The following is an 18639-nucleotide window of genomic DNA, read 5'->3' as shown; positions in this document are numbered from 1 at the left end:
TCCTCCTAGAAATTTACGATATCATCGTCTTCTTTAACTTCTTGATTCCCTGTTTTCTTATTTAACTTTTCATTAATATAATTCTTTACAACGCCCATATTTTCAGATACATACTCGCCTGCTTGTTTAACTGCTGCATAACTCTTGTCATGTACTTCATCGACAGTATGGCTAAGTTTAACTGCAGTATCTAATGGTACTTGTACCTTCTCTATACTTTTATCGACTAACTTCATCGTTCCACTTAAATCTTTAACAGAACCATCAAGTGTTTTCACAAAATTAATTAGTTTTACTAATAAAACGCAAAGAAAAATCAGTACAATTATCCCTAAAACAGGAAGCAACTGAACTGATAAGTTTTGCGCTGCTTCTATAAATTCATTCATAAAATGTCCACCTCACATGTATATTATAACAAGAATGTAACATTTTTCAAGAATTTTGATAGCGCTTTACTTTGTTTGCTAATCCATAAATGTCTTTACTCGACATAAATAGGTAAACTGCTGGTTCCTCTTGAGCTAAAATTTTAGCACCAGCATCATCTTCTGTAAGTATTTTTGATGCAGGAATTCTATTTTGAAGGTAGCTTATATTGATATCAATACCATCTTCTTTATCATCAATACTTGTAAAATCACAAAGATAAACTTCATCCGCTTTTTCTAGTGCAGTAGCGAATTGATCCGCAAAATGGAAAACACGAGATACACGATGAGGTTTAAAAATCGCAATTAATTTTTTATTAGGATATCTTTTTCGTGCTGCATCAATTGTAATTGAAACCTCTGTTGGATGATGAGCATAATCATCGATAAACACATTATTCCCAACTTCTTCAACTACAAAGCGACGTTTAACTCCTTTAAATGAACTAAGACCCTTTTCTATTTGCTCAGGTGTTAATTCCTCTAACATACCAATACCAATTACCGCAAGTGAATTCCACAGCAAGTGTCTTCCAACAAAAGGGAGTTGATAACGATATTGAAATTCACCTTTAAAGATTACGTCAAATTCAATACCTGTTGTACTTTCAACAACATTGATAGCTCTTAAATCATTATCTTCACCCTCACCATACCAAAGGTGATCACACGCTAAATCTAGCTTTCTAGCTTCTTCATCATCACCATAGATCATGCATGTTTTTTTGATGTTATTTGAAAACTGCTCATAAGCAAGGCGATAGTCTTCTGTCGATTTAAAGTAATCGACATGGTCAATTTCAACATTTGTGATGATTGCATAATCAGGTTTATATGCTAAGAAATGGCGTCTATATTCACATGATTCAACACACAAGTATTTACTATCTTCATGAATCACTCCAGTTCCATCACCAATTAAGTATCCTGTTGGAAACACAGTATCCATCATCGCAGACAACATCCCTGTCGTTGTTGTTTTACCATGACTTCCTGCTACACTAATTGAAATATATCTAGACATTAAACTACCTAGATATTCATGATATCGATAACAGGTAATAGTTGGATTACTTCGAGCTGCGATAACTTCTTCAAAGTCTTCACCAAAAGCATTTCCAATAATTACTGTCATATTATCCTTTATATTATTTTGATTGAATTCATCGATTTGAATATTTCTAGCGATTAAAGGTTCTTCGGTAAAGAAATGTTTCGATAAATCACTTCCCGCTACTTCTTCACCTAAGTCATGAAGAATACACGCTAATGCAGACATTCCAGTACCTTTAATCCCTATAAAATAAATCATAGTCAATTTCTCCTATTCTTCACCATCATCAAATAAACTCATATTGCGGTTATTAATGACTTTTTTCTCAGTATATTCAACTTCTTCAATTTCTTCCATCTCATTTTTTCTGCCCGATAAAGCTGCTGTTCTAGCTAAAATATCATCAAGTGTTAAATTGATCACATCTCTTTCAGCTTTTATTTCAGTTTCAGTTGCTTTGTGAGTTTTGCTTGTTTCTAATTTTGTTGTATCTGGCTCAGCTGTTTTATCCACACCATACATTGGTGAAATAATTGTACCAATGCGACTATCTCCTATTTTCTTTTTAGGAGCTGTTGGAATAACTGCTTCAGCATCTTTTTCATCCACCCCAAAAATAGGACTAATGACAGGTGTAAATTCATAGCCCGTTTGCATTTGTTTCTTTTTAGATACTTGTGCTGGTGCTTCATGTTGTTTTACAACTGGTTTAACTTCAACTAAATCATCAATTGTCATACTAATTTTCTTTGATTCTGGCTTAGGTTCTTCGACTAATACTCTAGCATGAGGATTAGGAATATTTAAACCATCTACCGATTCACTTGATAATAAAGGCTTAGGTTGTTGAACAACTTGTTGTGCTTGAGGTTGTACTTGTCTTTTAGGTTGTTGAACAACTTTCTTTTCTTCTCTTTTTAATGGTAAAGGTGTCGAAATTTGTTCTTCAAATACTTCTTCCTCTTCAACTACTTCTTCCTCTTCAAATAATAAGCCCATTAACTTTTTCATAGTGTTTTCTCCTTTTATTTATTCATTACTCAGTTCCAAAATCATCTGAGGCATAATCTCCATTTGGATCTTGTGTTGGTGAAGCAGTAGGAATCTTACTTCCAAAATCATCCGATTGATAGAAATCATCTGTCATACCACCTGCATTATCACCCGTACTATCACCCGTATTTGTTTTATCAGTTATCATTTCATCAACTCTACCATTTTCAGGAACAGCTACTTCAAATAAGTTCAATGCTTCTTTCTTATACTGTATAGCTTCCTTAGAAGAATAAGCAGAAATAATCTCTTCTTGATTTACACGAATTGTACGTGCAATTTTCAACATTTCTCCTGCAATGGTCGGTAATTGATTCGCATTTGCAACAGTATAGAAATTCATATACTGTGTTTCTAGCAATAACATATACATATTTTCATATTGATAAACTTGACAACGATAATCATAACTATTCAATAAACTATCATCATACTGACCTTCAATTTCAAATAATAAATTATCTTTTGTAGCAACATCATTACCCGTAAGTGCATCGGTATAATACTTCTCGCTAATAATCTTTGAAACATTTAAGTTCATGACAAATTGAACTCCATCTTTCAAAAAGATATTATTACTTGGATTTGATGATACTCTACCTACACTTGGTTCAATATAATAAGAATAAAAATCTTTTCTATTATCACCATCTACTGTCTTTAAAGTATTAACAAATTCAAATTCGCTTTGAATTCTTTCTTCTAGTGGTTGAGTGGATTGTGCACAGCCAAATAAAAGGCATGCCACAAGTATTAAACAAAATCGTTTCATTTGCATCCTCCTACTCTTTATATAGTTTACCACAATCTATCTTTTGATTGCTACTTTTTACAAACAAAAATAGCACGATAAATAGGTTGTCCTAAACTCATAAATTTAGCCTCATATTCACTAATCGCATCCTCTGGATGCTCATTTCTTCTAAAGTCTACACTAACATCTTCTAGTAACCATCCATTTTGGCTAAATTCGACTAAAGAAAACTCGAAAAGTCCTTGATTATCAGTTTTCATGACAATTTGACCATGATCTTTCAACAGTGTTTTATACTTATTTAAAAAATTACCGTGAGATAGTCTTCTTTTTTTATATCCGCTTTTTGGCCAAGGGTCAGAAAAATTCAAGTGAATTGTATCAATTTCACCTTCCTTAAACCAACTATCAATTTGTTCTGCATCAAGTGCAATCATACATCGATTTGATGTAGTTACCTCTAATGCTTTCTTAGCAGCTACCGCTGCAACATTGCGATCTTTTTCAATGCCAATCCATCCAACGCTTGGATCCATTGTTGACATTTGTATGAAATAATCACCTTTTCCACACCCAATTTCAACATGCAATGTATCACATTTTAATACTTCTTTCCAATGTCCTGAATTATTTTGTGGTTCTTGAATTACAAAATGATCATTCTCCATAAGAAATGGCTCAGCCCAAGATTTTTTCCTCATTCTCATATAAAATTCTCCTTGATTTGAAAAACCCCATACGGGGTTTTACTTAGTCTTTCTTTTTAAATACTCTTCTTTCTCCGCCTTCAGCATGTCTTCTTTTATCAAAAGCCTCTTTCTTTGCTTTTTGAGCTTCATCCCATCCTTCAGGTTTTTCTAGTAAATCACGTGCTGATACATTCACACGACCTTTATCATCGATTTCAGTAACAACAACTTTCACGATATCGCCAAGTTTTAATACATCTTCTGGTTTTTCAACACGATCGTAAGAAATCTTAGATACATGCAATAAACCATCAGTTCCAGGGAATAATTCTACGAAAGCACCGAATTTTTCAATACGTGTTACTTTTCCTTCATAGATTTCACCAACTTTAGCATCGCGAATAATATTTTCAATCATTGCTTGCGCTTTGTTTAACATTTCTCTATCAAAGTGATAAATTACACAACGTCCATCATCTTCGATATCCACTTTAACATCATTGCATTCTGCGATAATTTGATTAATCATCTTACCACCAGTACCAATAACATCTCTAATCTTATCTGTTGGAATCATCATTGATACAAGTTTTGGAGCGTATTTTGATACATCTTCTCTTGGAGCACTAATTGCAGTCAACATGTTTTCCATGATTTGAAGACGTCCTACACGTGCTTGTTCAAGAGCTTCTTCTAAAATTTGTTTATTGATTCCATCAATTTTAATATCCATTTGTAATGCAGTGATACCATCTTTAGTACCAGCTACCTTAAAGTCCATATCACCATAATGATCTTCCATACCTTGAATATCAGTAAGGATTGAATAATGATCACCAAATGTAATTAATCCCATTGCAACACCTGCAACTGGAGCCTTAATTGGAACACCTGCAGCCATTAATGACATAGATCCTGCACAAATACTAGCTTGAGAACTTGATCCATTTGATTCAAGAACTTCTGCTACAGTACGAATTGCATAAGGGAATTCTTCAACTGTTGGTAAAACTTGAGCTAAAGCTTTTTCACCTAAAGCACCATGCCCAATTTCACGACGACCTGGGTTACCCATACGTCCTGTTTCCCCTACTGAATAAGGAGGGAAATTATAGTGGTGCATAAAGCGTTTTTCTTCAACTTCAGTTAAATCATCAATGATTTGATTATCACCAAGAGCACCAAGTGTTGTCACAGACAATACTTGAGTTTCTCCACGAGTAAATAATGCAGAACCATGAACACGTGGTAATAAGTCAATTTGGCTATCTAGTGGACGAACTTCATCTAGTTGACGACCATCTGGACGAACCTTTTCTACTGAAATTAAGCGACGAACTTCATTCGCAACGATTTCTGTACAATATTCTCTAGCTTGTTTAACTGTTTTCTCTTTTTCTTTTTCATTTGCATATTCTTTAGCTTCAAAGATAGCTGCCATTTCATCTGTAATGTCATCAATTTTACCATAACGTTCAAGTTTTAATTTAATAGAAACAGCTTCTTCTAAACGTTTCTTACCTTGTTCATCAATGATTGATTTGATTTCTGGATTAATTTCATACAATTTAACTTCCATTTTTTGTTTAGCTACTTTCGCAAGAATTTCTTCTTGGAATGCACATAGCATTTTAATATGTTCATGACCGAATAATAATGCTCCTAACATTGCTTCTTCCGAAACAATTTTAGCACTAGCTTCAACCATGTTAATTGCATCTTTTGTACCTGCAACAGTTAAATGAATATCAGATTTTTCTAATTGTTCAACGGTTGGATTAATAATATATTCCCCATCAATACGCCCTACGATTACTCCAGCGATTGGTCCATTAAATGGCACATCAGAAACACAAAGTGCACATGAAGCTCCAAACATTGCAGCCATATCAGCTGAACAGTCTTGATCAACTGAAAGCACTGTATTAACAACTTGAACTTCATTTCTGAACCCTTCTGGAAACAAAGGACGAATTGGACGGTCAATCATACGAGCAGTTAATGTCGCATGTTCACTTGGTCTTCCTTCTCTACGTAAAAATCCTCCTGGAATTTTACCTACTGAATATAACTTTTCTTCAAAAGTTACTGTTAGTGGGAAAAAGTCAGTATCCTTCGGTGTATGATTTCCTGTTGCAGCCGACAATACTACTGTATCCTCATAACGTACGATGACAGACCCTCCAGCCTGTTTCGCAATTTCTCCTGTTTCTACGGTTAAATTTCTACCGCAGAAATCCATACTAAAGATTTCTTTAGACATTTCTTTACCTCTTCTTATTTTCTTCTCTCTCTATATTAACTTAGTTATTTTACCACAAACTCGCTAAAAGGAATAGATACAAATCGTTTCAAAAAGGCAAAGAAAAAGTGGTTTTAATCACTTAAAACCACTCAATTACTCATTTTAATCTAATTATGCTTCAGTTTTCCATAAACCATGAAGATTGCAATATGCATAAACTGCAATTACTTTTTCATCATTTAGGAATTCAACATAGTTGTGTTCACCTGGTGCTAAATGTTGAACACGGAATCCACCATCTGTTTCCAAAAGGATCCATTCAATATAGTGTTTTTCTTCCATAGGATGATCAACACTTCCTACACGTACTTCAATTCTGTTGTTTTCTAAACGGTTAATAACAGGTAAATGTTTTTCTTGAGAAGCTTCAACCGTATTAGGCATGATTTCCTTCATTGGTTCCCCGCAACAAGATACAGGTACCCCAGCGTCAGACAATTTAACGATTACGTTATGACAATGTTCACAAATATAGAATTTTAGCTCTTTTTTCATAAAATTCCCTCCTCAATTGTATTATGTCGGTTTATTCATTACTTTTCAAGTTATTTGCACTTATCAACATTAGTTTTTCGCTTCTTGTAAGTTGTTTAATTTCATATTCTCTTCTCAGCGCTTCACTTTTATCCTCAAATTCTTCCACATACACTAATTTTACTGGTAAGTGTGCTTTGGTATATTTAGCACCTTTTCCTTCATTATGTACCTGAACTCGATGCTCCAAATGATTGGTCCACCCTGTATAAAAAGAACCATTGCCACATTCTAAGATATAAACGTAATTCATTATTCAACACTCTTCAGTGATTCTACCATTTGGATTTTTCTCAATTTAAATGTCATAAAGAAATTAACCACTAGAGCAAAGAACATAGTAATTAAGACAGATAGAATTAAACTAAATACACTTACATCACGCCCAAACATAATATAATCCATCTCAACCATTAAGATAATGAATTTATGTAAAACAACACCTAAGCCTAAACCAAAGATTGAACCAATAAATGTGAGAATTAAATTCTCTTTATAAATATACATATTTACTTCTTTACGATTAAATCCCAATACCTTCAAGGTAGCGATTTCTCGCTGACGCTCACTGATATTTACATTTGTTAAATTACTTAGTACAACAAACGCCAATAATCCTGCGCAAACAATCAATACAACAACAACGACATTTAATCCATTAATCATATTATTGAAGTTTTCAATAAGTGAGCCATAGAATGAAACCGATTGAACGCCATCAATATAGCTTACCTTTTGTAGAAAATCACTTGTTTCATAATCGAGTACAACTTGAAGTATATTTGTGGTTGGTTTAATACCAAATGCATTTTCATAAGCAGTCGGTGTCATAAACACACTATGATTTACATACATTTCATTGATATCACTCACAACAAAATCTTTGATGATTTCATTTTCACTTTCAATTGAAATCGTATCACCAACACTTAGATTCAATAATTCCGCAAGTTTTTCATCGATAATAACACCACTATCATCCAAGATAATTTCTTTTGAGTCTTTACGATGACGAATATCGTTCATTGATTTTAATTCTTCATCATTTTTATAAACATAAACAGTCGCAACTTGTTCATCATTGTTAACCATAGTTTTAGCTTGATAACTTGTGAGTTGAAGTGAATTGGTAACACCTTCCAAATTGTTTATTTCAGTTTGTACTTCATTTATTTTAGATTGTACCAAGTCATCATCTAAAGCAACTTGTCCATCATATTGGTAGATTTGATTAAACTGTTTATCAACAATCGTTGATATGGAATCTTTGATTCCAAAACCTGCAACAAGCAATGCTGTACAGCCCGCAATCCCAATAACTGTCATAAGGAATCTTTTCTTATAACGAATAATATTTCTAGCAGTTACTTTTGATGTGAAAGAGAAGCGATTCCAAATAAGAGGAAGTCGTTCAAGAATAATTTTCTTACCCATTGGTGGTGATTTTGGTCTAAGTAGTTGGCTAGGTACTTCATTCATGGATTGTCTAGCCGCAAACCATGTAGTTAACGCCATGACCGATACAAATAAACCATTTGATAGTATGACCAAATCCCATGGAACAAAGAGCTGTATTGGTGGTAATACATACATCATACCCCATGCTGTATAAACAACCCCAGGGAAAATAAGTAATCCAAAAATAGTCCCTACAAATCCACCAAGTAAAGTCGCAAGAATTGCATAAATCAAATATTTAGATGCACACGCTAATTTACCATAACCCAATGCTCTTAATACACCGATTTGTCCACGTTGCTCATCCACCATTCTTGTCATTGTTGTCAAGCACACAAGTGCTGCAACAAGAAAGAAGAAAACAGGGAATACTGCAGCAATTGATCTCATTTGAGCAATTGTATCTTTAAATGTCTTTGACGAATAATTCATATCGCGATCAAGAACAGTCCATTCAGCTTTTTCAATTTTACTAATGTCTTCTTTTGCCTTGACTAAGTCTGCCCATCCATCATCTAATTCTTTCTGTCCTTTTTCTTTTTCTTCTGCAAATTTCTTTTCAGCATCAGCTAACTCCACCTTACCATCAGCAAGTTCAACTTTTGCATCTGCAATTTTTTGTAGAGCATCTTTCTTTGTTTCTTCAAGTTCTAAACGTCCTGCCCAAACTTTTCCTGCCCCCTCATCAAGCAATTGCTTCGCACTAGTTAATTGTGCTTCACCACTTGCGATTCCAGCATCAATTTGATTGATGCCATCACGTGCCTGAGTTAGTGGCACTAAGGTAGCAGTAGCAGTAGCAAGATTTGTTTGTAAAGTTTGTAACTCTGCATTAATTGCTTGTTTCTCTGCATTAAGGGTTGCAATTTCAGTTGGATCTGTTGTTGTATTCAACAATACTTCAATTTCTTGAAGTCGCGTATTTTTATCATTTATCTTTGTTTGTAAGTTAGTAACATTACCTTGAACTTGTGTTATCAATCCATTTAGTTGATCAAGGCTACTCACTCCAACTTGTACTAAAATACTATTCTTTTGCGAAAGTAAAGCCGGTTTAGTTTCTTCATCAAACTTAGCCTTCTGAGCCTTCCATTCAACCAATCCTTTTTCTAAATCTTTTTGAGCATTATCTAAATCAAGAAGCGCTTTTGCACTCTCTGTTTCTAATTTTTCTTCATTATCTTTGATTTCTTGTTCACCATCAACAAGTTTTTGTTTAGCATCATTGATTTCTCTTTGTGCTTTTGCGATTTCATCATTGAATTCTTTTTTACCATCTTCATACTCTTGCAATCCATCATTGTACTCCTCCATCGCTTCTTGATAGATTCGATCTCTTCTTACTTGCGATTGAGTAGTTGCTAAAGTTTCTATTCTCTCTTGAACTGGATCAATAAAATCAGTATATGCTTGAGAGAATCCATTTAATTCTTTTGCACCATCAACAGTTATAATTATTGAAGAATAATAATCTGTACTAAAACTTTCTTCAGGTACAAATAAAAAAGTTTGAATTGCTTGATTACTTAAAGTGCTATTACCTTTTTCTTCATTAACATATTCAGGTGTATCAACAAGGCCAACAACTGTTAATTGATTTACATCCAAATAATCATCTGTATCATTTTCCGGACGTGTAACATCAATAACTGCACCCAAAGGTACTCCTGTTCTTAATGAGCCACCTTTTTCAGCAAGGCATTCATTTTTATTTTTAGGCATTCTACCTTCTTTTAAAACAAAATTATTCAAATTTTGATTGGGTTGATAGCTTTCCACACGAATAACCCATAGCTTATTTTCATATTTCCCTATCACATCGACAAACTTTGTTCCAACTACTTCTTCAATTCCATCAACAGTTTCAAGTGCTTCTATATCACCTTCCTCAAAACCAAATGTTGAATAGATTTGAAGATCCATAAATGAATTCTCATCATTGTATTTATCAACACTTACACTCATAATTGGAGCCGCAGCTGATACACCAACAAAGAACGCTACCCCTAGTGCTACAATCGCAAACAATGTGACAAATTTAGCGAACGTTTTACGAATTGTCCGTAATGTATCTTTTAATAAATTCTTTGACATATTACCATTCAATCATTTCTACATTTACTGGATTTTCATTCACAGTGATTGATGAAATTTTTCCATTCTTAACTTTAATTACTTTATCCCCCATTGGACATAGTGCAAGGTTATGTGTGATGATGACAACCGTCATCCCCTGTGTACGACATGTATCTTGTAATAATTTTAATACTTGTTTTCCTGTATTGTAATCTAATGCTCCTGTTGGCTCATCGCACAACAAAAGTTTTGGATTTTTAGCCAAAGCACGTGCTATTGCTACACGTTGTTGTTCACCACCTGATAATTGAGATGGAAAGTTATTCTTACGATCTTGTAGTCCTACTTGCTCCACTGTTAAATTAACATCCAATGGATTTTTACATATTTGTGTAGCTAGTTCTACATTTTCAAGAGCAGTTAAATTTTGTACAAGATTATAGAATTGAAACACAAATCCAATATCATATCTTCGATAATCTGTAAGTTGTTTTTCATTCATTTGATCAACACGTGCACCATCGACAATTATCTCTCCAGTTGAACATGTATCCATGCCACCTAAGATATTTAAGATTGTACTCTTTCCTGCACCTGATGCTCCTGCTACAATCACAAACTCACCTTTGTCAATTGAAAAATCAACACCTGCAAGTGCTTCTATATCTACTTCCCCAACATGATATATTTTCTTTACACCTTTAAATTCAATATAACTCATATTTTCCTCATTTCCATAATACAATTTGTAGATATTTTAAAATTACTCGATCTAAGTTTTTCGCTTTTTCAGGACTCTCTAAAGCAATTCTAAAACACTCTTGCATTCCTTTTACTACTGAAATTGAGATCAAAGAACATAGAAAATCTAAATCTTCTTCACTCATATCTGACTCTTTAAATCTTAATCCAACTCGAAGAACTTCTTTAATCCAAATTAAAAATGCTTTCAATTCATTTGTACTAGAGATTAAAAGCATTGCACATTGATGACGATTAAAAATATCAGCAAGGCCCATTGCACAAATTTCTAAATTTAAATAAATTTTATCCATATCTAGATCTGATGTTTCTTTCAATAAGGATATTTGCGAATTACTTATTCTTTTTAGTAATTCGTCCAAATCATAGAGCGCTGGTTCAACAATAGCATTGATTAAAGCTTCTTTGTCTTCAAAGTAACGATAAAGATTTCCAACCGTCATATTTGCTCCCTCAGCAATTCGACGCATTTGGATACCTTGGATACCATTCGCCATAATCTCAGCATCGGCAGATTTTAAAATACTATTTCTTACTTCTTCTTTAAGTACTTGTGCCATTAGTAAACCTCCGTTCACTAATAAATAGTAAACCCACGTTCATTATTTGTCAACATAATTACTAAAAAAATAAAACCAAGACTAAAATCTTGATTTTATGATTTGTTATTCACTCTTCTATACTACTTATTTAACGAAATTTTTATTTGCTTCATTGTTTAATTTCAATTAATTTTTAAGAGATTCAGCTCTTATAATGCTTTTTTAACCACCACTATATTGTTAACACAAAATAAAAAGATAGTTTATTTCTAAACTATCTCATGATTATGTTTTTTTAAACATTCAGGACATATCCCATAAAATAATGTTACATGGTGATCAACTTTGAATTCTGGATCAATAGTATCCAATCCATTATCATAAGGAATACTTGTATCAAATACCTTATGGCATTCATTGCATTTAAAATGATAATGATCATGTTTTCGGTAATCGAAACAATCTGCACCATCTGCTATTTCAATATGTCCTATTTCATCTAATTCTACTAACCTCTTTAGATTTCTAAAAACCGTAGCTCTGCTTATTGATGGCATGTGCTCTTTTACCATTTCATATATTTGATCACCTGTTAAATGATCTTTATTATTCATAATAACTTGTTTTATTATTTCTTTTTGGTTGGTATTTCTAACTTCTTTCATAGAATATCACCTCGTTTTCAACACTAAGTATATTCATATAATAACGAGAAGTTCACTTTCTTTCAAGTAATATGAACTATTTACAAGTGGCTTCAATTAGCTCTGCATTTGATAATTTGCTTAACTCTTTGACTTTATCTAAATCCAAATTACATGCGTTTACAAATCTTGTTCCATAATCCTCATCTGCTAAATAGCAATGTACAGCATGACGATATTTAATATTTTCAGTTACTGACATGATATTATTTTTTGTGTTTTCAATTAGAACTTGTTTTTGTTCCTCACTCATAAGGCGATATAAATCTCCTCCTTGATGGAAGCAATCATCTGTCGTATCATCCTTTGGATCGTAATGATAGATTTCTCCTTGAGCTACTTGCATAGGTTCGCGTACAGAAGGTTGATCAGCCCATACACCCATGCTATTTGGATGATATGCTACTGTTGAACCATAATTTCCATCCACTCGCATAGCACCATCACGATGAGAACTGTGAACATCTACACGTGCTTTATTAACAGGAATTTGATCATGGTTTACACCTAAGCGATAACGTTGTGTATCTCCATAGGAGAACAAACGTCCTTGAAGTAATTTGTCAGGTGACAATCCAATCCCTGGCACAAGATGTGCAGGACTAAATGCTGCTTGTTCAACTTCAGCAAAGTAATTTTCTGGATTTTTGTTTAGTTCCATAACACCTACTTCAATTAATGGAAATTCTTTTTGACTCCAAACTTTTGTGATATCAAATGGATTTTCAGGATGTTTATTAGCTTGTTCTTCTGTCATGATTTGGAAGTACAATGTCCATTTTGGATACTCTCCCTTTTCAATACTTTCGTATAAGTCACGTTGATGACTTTCGCGATCATTGGCAACGATTTGTGCAGCTTCTTCATCTGTTAAGTTCTTAATGCCTTGTTGTGTTTTAAAGTGAAACTTAACCCAGATTCTTTCATTTGCTTCATTAAGTAAACTATAAGTATGACTTCCAAACCCATGCATGTGACGGTAGCTATAAGGAATACCACGATCTGACATAGTAATTGTGATTTGATGGAATGCTTCTGGTAATAAAGTCCAGAAATCCCAGTTATTTTGTGCAGAACGCATATTAGTACGAGGATCACGTTTTACTGCACGATTTAAATCCGGAAAATTGAGTGCGTCTCTTAAGAAGAATACGGGTGTATTGTTTCCAACTAAATCCCAGTTTCCCTCTTCGGTATAGAATTTAATTGCAAAACCTCGTATATCTCTTTCTGCATCTGCAGCTCCACGTTCTCCAGCCACTGTTGAAAAACGTACAAACACAGGTGTTTCATTGTCTTGTTTAAACAATTTTGCTTTTGTGTATTTTGAAACATCATGAGTAGTTTTAAATACTCCAAATGCTCCACTTCCCTTTGCATGCATTCTTCTTTCAGGGATAACCTCACGGTCAAAATGTGCTAGTTTTTCAATTAACCAATTATCTTGTAATACAATTGGGCCTCTTTCTCCTACTGTTTGTGAATGATTATTATCACTAACAGGTGCTCCAACTTCATTTGTAAGCTTTTTATGATCTGACATATTTGTCTCCTTCTAGATATCTGTTAGATATCTTGTATCTTTACTTTATCGATACTTTGTATTATTTACAAGACATATGCTCTTTTAACTAGATAAATAAAAAAAACGATGAACACATCGCTTAATCATATACGACAAAACAAAGAAAAAAAGAAGCCGAAGCTTCTTTTGAATGATTATTTTCTTAATCCTAAGCGTTGAACTAATTCACGGTAACGATTTACATCATTTTCACGTAAATAAGCTAAGAAATTCTTTCTACGTCCAACCATTTTCATTAATCCACGAGTTGAATGGTAGTCTTTTTTGTGTTCTTTCAAGTGTTCAGTTAATTTGTTGATTTGCGCAGTTAATACTGCTACTTGTACTTCAACAGAACCTGTATCACCTTCAGTACGAGCAAAATCTTTCATGATTTGAGTCTTTTCAGCTTTAGTTAACATTGTTTTTCCTCCTATTTTCACTGACCTAATGAACCGAGAGTATCGACGAGGAGTCTAGTATCCCAGTACAAAAGCTTTATAAATATATCATGAATCAGCCTCTTACGCAAGACTTATCGCTGATATTCTTATCTTGATAGTTCATCATTCTTTGGATATTGTAAGATACTTACTTTTATATTTATCTTCCTAATCTAATTTTGTTAGATGATAATCTTTAATTTCATACACTGTATCACACACTTCATCAATGAATTTACGATCATGGGACACACTAATGATACACCCCTTAAATTCACTAAATATTTTACGTATGACGGGTGTAGATAAAGCACTCATATTTCGTGTAGGCTCATCGAGAATAAGCACATCAAATTGATGTATCACTAAATACACTAACAATACCTTACACCGTTGGCCATAACTCAAATTGTGTAAAGGATGTTCCATTTCATCGGGTGTAAATTTTAACGAACCCAAATAAGTTTGAATCTTTGACTTCATTGTGTACTCTAGATCTGTAAGTAAAAATTCAATTGGCGTTTTATCCATTGGAAGAAGTTCTCCATAATACTGTGGGCAATAACCGACTTTAACATCCGTACGCATTTTTAGTATTTCAAGTATCTTCTTAATTAATGTTGTTTTCCCAGTACCATTTTGACCAATGATGACGATATGTTCATTTCCCTTAACATACAAATCAAGATCTTTGCACAACACCTTATTTTTCATTTCTAAAGTATCTAGGTGTATATCTAGAATAACTTTATTCGCATTGAGTGAAATAGGTTCAAAGAATAAATCAATCGCCTCTTCTGGTTCTACCTTACTTGTTAATTCCTTATTTTCTAGACGACTACCCAGTGCTTTAACACTTTTCATTTTCTTTTTAAGTAATTGTCCACCATGTGGATTTTGCCTAGAAACTGAATTTAATTCATGATCAACTCGTTGATATAGTTTACGATAGCGTTCTAACTGTTGATTGTATTCTGCTTTTTCTTTTGATGCGATTCGATTTGTGCGTTCCACATGATAACTTCTCTTTTCACAATACGCTCTATAGCCAATGTGTTCCACTGTCCACGAACTTTCTGTTTTGCGTTTCAATTGCTCCAAATGAATGATTCCATTAGCGCAATTCTCCAATAATGTTTCATCATGTGAAATAAATAAAATTGGCATGGGTTGATTCTTGATGAACTCTTCTAACCAAATCAGTGTTTTCAAATCGAGATCATTTGTTGGTTCATCCAACAAAAGGAAATCGGGTTTCTTATACAACAACTTTGCAAGTTGAAGTTTTACCTTTTCACCACCACTGCATGTTTTCACTAATTTACTATCTTGTAGAAATGTAACATTTAAATCAACCTCGGCTAAACATCGTGTTAACTCTGGGTAATCATTGTATTGTTCTAATTCAAGTTCATCAATTGGATTTTCTTTTACAAGAAATTCAAAAAAATCACACTCATTCCATATAGGACTAAGTGATTGTGCTAAGTAACCACATTGTGCATTATTTTTGTTTATATGACCTTCGACATTTACATAATCTTTTACTAAGTTCAGACTAACGATTGCTTGAAGAAGCGTACTTTTACCATTACCTTCTTCTCCAATAATCGCAATTTTATCATTTTTATTTAACACAAAACTAAAATTCTTTAGTAAGCATCGATCTTTATGTGTTGTGATAGTTAAATTCTTTAGTTCAAGCATGAAATCACCTCCTAATGAAGGTTTACAAAAATAAGCACTATTTAATTTTCCTTATTTTTGTATATTGCTCATGCTCTCACCTCGCTGTGTTGATTATATCTATTAAACACGGAAAGTTCAAGCATTAAAAATTGAATTATCGTAATTCGTAGTTTTTAACATCACTATTCAATGATAAATTGCTTATCATTTTCAGTTACACCATTCACATCTTCTAGATAACGCTCAACTTTCATATGTAATTCATATTTACTTCTAAGAGCTGTTATTGTATCCATCATTGGTGTATTGTGATGTGCATCAATTGCAGCTTGATCACGCCAACTATCGATCAACAATATCGTTTCTTCATCATGAAAAGGAAAATAATACTCATACTTCAAGTTACCCTCTTCATTTCGTATAGCTAACGCAGTTCCACTACTCTCCATTTCCTCAACGAATTTTCTCGCATTACCATTGATTCCTGTATAATATATATTCACTGTAACACTCATACCTAGTACTCCTTTTATGAAACAGTATACCATAGTCACCTTATAGAACAAGCTCTTCATTTACTCCTAAAATGCAGTATAATAGTGATGAGGTGACAAAATATGAAAATTGGTTTTATTGGAACAGGTTTGATGGGCGCATCCATGGTACGCAACTTACTAAAAAACAATCATGAAGTAACCGTATATAATCGCACAGTATCAAAAGCAAAAGCACTTGAAACAGATGGCGCAATTTTTTGCGAAACGATTGAGGCATGCGTTGCTGAGCGTGATGTGATTATCATGATTGTTGGTTTACCTAGTGATGTAGAAGAAGTTTCAAATCAAGTATTTAAATTTGCAAAAACTGGAGCTATTTTAATTGATATGACAACATCAAGTCCAAAACTTGCAGAGAAATTAACAACTGAAGGTCTTGCTAAGGGAATAGCTGTTCTTGATGCTCCTGTTTCTGGTGGAGATATTGGAGCAAAAAATGGAACTTTATCCATCATGGTTGGTGGAGAACAAGATGCATTTACTGCTTGTCTTCCCATCTTCGAATGTATGGGAAAAAATATTGTTTATTGTGGTCATGCAGGTTGTGGTCAACATACAAAAATGGCAAATCAAATTGCGATTGCAGGAACTGTAAGTGGTGTAGCGGAGGCTATTGCTTATGCCAATAAAATGGGACTTGATTCTCAAATCATGCTTAATGCAATTAGTGCTGGTGCTGCCGGTAGTTGGCAAATGAGTAACAATGGTCCTAAGATGATCTCTAAAGACTATGATCCTGGTTTCTTTATCAAACACTTTGTAAAAGATATGAACATCGCAATACAATGTGCTGATGAGGAAAAACTTGATTTACCCATCCTAAAAATTGTACGCGATCTTTACCAAGATATGATGATTCAAGGTGATGAGAATCTTGGAACTCAAGCTATCATCAAACAATATGAAAAATAGACGGTTGATTTAATCAACCGTCTTTCATAAACATTTCAATGACTGTATTACAAATTCTATAACCCATATCACTGCATTTTACTCGATCTTGATGAATTACAAGATAGCCCTTCTCTTGAGCTAATTGTAATTCATTTTTATATACCTCACTAAAATCGTAGGCAAATTTCTTTTGAAATTCTTGCATACTGAATCCATCTTTTAGTCTTAACCCCATCATGATAAATTCGAACATTTGTTCTCCTTTGGATAAAGGAATAATTTCTTTAAAGTAATTATGTCGAAAGTATTCCACAAAATTGGTTGTACAATCATAACGACAATTCTCTTCTTTCCCACTTGCACCTAAGGATAACCCCACAAAATCATCATATTGCCAATAATGTAAATTGTGTAAAGATTGATATCCTGGCTTTGAGAAATTACTTATTTCATATTGCATAAACCAATGATTCTCTAAATATTGAATGATGAATTCATACATATCCGCTTCTATCTCATCATCTAAAGCTTGATAACCATCTCGATTAAACTGACTGTTTTCTTCAATCGTCAAACTATAAATTGAAATATGAGGTATATCCAAGCTACAAATGAAAGATAACGTATCCTCAACATCTTGAATCGTTTGTGTTGGTAAGGAATACATACAATCACACGAGATATTTGTAATATCTTTTTTCTTTAACCATTTGATACATTGGATGACATCTTCTTTTGTATGCTTACGACCAATAAGTTTCAATAAATTATCACTTATCGTTTGAACACCAATACTTGCACGATTAATACCATATTTTTTTAATATACTGCATTTCTTTTCGTTTAAAGATTCAGGATTTATTTCAATTGTATATTCAATGACATTACGTGTGTAAGGATAGATAAGTGATAACATTTTTTCCAATTGTTTTTCATTTAAACAAGTAGGTGTCCCACCACCAATATAGACAGTATCATATTTATCTTTTATTAAACGATCCTCAACTTCAATAGCAAAAGCATCTAACCACTTATCTATGATGGTTTGATTACTCTTTACTCTACAAAAATCGCAGTATGCACAAATAGAGTCACAAAATGGTACATGAACATATAATGCCTTCATCAAT

General features: G+C 33.4%; 18 protein-coding genes. 1 reads left to right on the top strand and 17 read right to left on the bottom strand.

Translation table 11 applies throughout. The features are described from left to right. Window positions 1–5: 5 nt before the first annotated feature. From B5D14_RS09040 to B5D14_RS08965, 16 genes are all read right to left on the bottom strand, one after another. Complete coding sequence (locus tag B5D14_RS09040) at window positions 6–389, bottom strand: hypothetical protein (protein ID WP_078712306.1); 384 nt, start codon at window positions 387–389, stop codon at window positions 6–8. A gap of 46 nt (window positions 390–435) precedes the next feature. Next, on the bottom strand, window positions 436–1743 hold the full coding sequence (gene murC, locus B5D14_RS09035) for a UDP-N-acetylmuramate--L-alanine ligase (protein ID WP_078712305.1): 1308 nt from the start codon (window positions 1741–1743) through the stop codon (window positions 436–438). A gap of 12 nt (window positions 1744–1755) precedes the next feature. Beyond that, complete coding sequence (locus B5D14_RS09030) at window positions 1756–2496, bottom strand: hypothetical protein (RefSeq protein ID WP_078712304.1); 741 nt, start codon at window positions 2494–2496, stop codon at window positions 1756–1758. A 25-nt stretch (window positions 2497–2521) separates the two neighbouring features. Further along, window positions 2522–3310, bottom strand: a complete 789-nt coding sequence (locus B5D14_RS09025; RefSeq protein ID WP_078712303.1) for a hypothetical protein — start codon at window positions 3308–3310, stop codon at window positions 2522–2524. Between the two features lie 50 nt (window positions 3311–3360). Further along, the gene (gene trmB, locus B5D14_RS09020) at window positions 3361–3999 is read right to left on the bottom strand and encodes a tRNA (guanosine(46)-N7)-methyltransferase TrmB (protein WP_078712302.1); all 639 of its coding nucleotides are present in this window, start codon (window positions 3997–3999) and stop codon (window positions 3361–3363) included. A gap of 43 nt (window positions 4000–4042) precedes the next feature. Further along, window positions 4043–6244 (bottom strand): polyribonucleotide nucleotidyltransferase, encoded by a 2202-nt coding sequence (gene pnp, locus B5D14_RS09015; RefSeq protein WP_078712301.1) that lies wholly within the window; start codon window positions 6242–6244, stop codon window positions 4043–4045. Between the two features lie 153 nt (window positions 6245–6397). After that, window positions 6398–6781: a desulfoferrodoxin family protein gene (locus B5D14_RS09010; RefSeq protein ID WP_078712300.1), complete on the bottom strand. Its 384-nt coding sequence runs from the start codon at window positions 6779–6781 to the stop codon at window positions 6398–6400. A gap of 31 nt (window positions 6782–6812) precedes the next feature. After that, entirely contained in the window at window positions 6813–7073 is a 261-nt protein-coding gene (locus B5D14_RS09005; RefSeq protein WP_078712299.1) for a GIY-YIG nuclease family protein, read from the bottom strand. After that, a complete protein-coding gene (locus B5D14_RS09000) occupies window positions 7073–10372 on the bottom strand; it encodes an FtsX-like permease family protein (protein WP_078712298.1) in 3300 nt (1099 codons plus the stop codon). The genes B5D14_RS09005 and B5D14_RS09000 overlap by 1 nt, the downstream gene beginning before the upstream one ends. A 1-nt stretch (window position 10373) precedes the next feature. Further along, the gene (locus B5D14_RS08995; protein WP_078712297.1) at window positions 10374–11075 is read right to left on the bottom strand and encodes an ABC transporter ATP-binding protein; all 702 of its coding nucleotides are present in this window, start codon (window positions 11073–11075) and stop codon (window positions 10374–10376) included. A gap of 7 nt (window positions 11076–11082) precedes the next feature. After that, complete coding sequence (locus B5D14_RS08990) at window positions 11083–11676, bottom strand: TetR/AcrR family transcriptional regulator (protein WP_078712296.1); 594 nt, start codon at window positions 11674–11676, stop codon at window positions 11083–11085. 251 nt (window positions 11677–11927) lie between these two features. After that, on the bottom strand, window positions 11928–12323 hold the full coding sequence (locus B5D14_RS08985; protein ID WP_078712295.1) for a Fur family transcriptional regulator: 396 nt from the start codon (window positions 12321–12323) through the stop codon (window positions 11928–11930). A gap of 76 nt (window positions 12324–12399) precedes the next feature. Continuing rightward, window positions 12400–13905 carry a catalase gene (locus B5D14_RS08980; RefSeq protein ID WP_078712294.1) on the bottom strand — a complete coding sequence of 502 codons (1506 nt, stop codon included), beginning with the start codon at window positions 13903–13905 and terminating at the stop codon, window positions 12400–12402. A gap of 176 nt (window positions 13906–14081) precedes the next feature. Further along, window positions 14082–14348, bottom strand: a complete 267-nt coding sequence (gene rpsO, locus B5D14_RS08975) for a 30S ribosomal protein S15 (protein WP_078712293.1) — start codon at window positions 14346–14348, stop codon at window positions 14082–14084. Between the two features lie 189 nt (window positions 14349–14537). Then, window positions 14538–16076: an ATP-binding cassette domain-containing protein gene (locus tag B5D14_RS08970; RefSeq protein WP_078712292.1), complete on the bottom strand. Its 1539-nt coding sequence runs from the start codon at window positions 16074–16076 to the stop codon at window positions 14538–14540. A gap of 164 nt (window positions 16077–16240) precedes the next feature. After that, entirely contained in the window at window positions 16241–16573 is a 333-nt protein-coding gene (locus B5D14_RS08965) for an antibiotic biosynthesis monooxygenase family protein (protein WP_078712291.1), read from the bottom strand. A gap of 102 nt (window positions 16574–16675) precedes the next feature. Between B5D14_RS08965 and B5D14_RS08960 the strand changes: the two genes are divergently transcribed. Continuing rightward, window positions 16676–17527, top strand: a complete 852-nt coding sequence (locus tag B5D14_RS08960; protein WP_078712290.1) for an NAD(P)-dependent oxidoreductase — start codon at window positions 16676–16678, stop codon at window positions 17525–17527. 13 nt (window positions 17528–17540) lie between these two features. Here B5D14_RS08960 and hemW read toward each other — a convergent pair whose 3' ends face one another. Further along, window positions 17541–18635, bottom strand: coding sequence for a radical SAM family heme chaperone HemW (gene hemW / locus B5D14_RS08955; protein WP_078712289.1), 1095 nt, complete (start codon window positions 18633–18635; stop codon window positions 17541–17543). Between the last annotated feature and the right edge of the window lie 4 nt (window positions 18636–18639).

It is taken from the genome of Anaerorhabdus furcosa, from assembly GCF_900167375.1.
In the GTDB taxonomy this organism is placed as follows: Bacteria; Bacillota_I; Bacilli_A; order Erysipelotrichales; family Erysipelotrichaceae; genus Anaerorhabdus; species Anaerorhabdus furcosa.
This window is presented reverse-complemented; position numbering and strand designations above follow the sequence as displayed.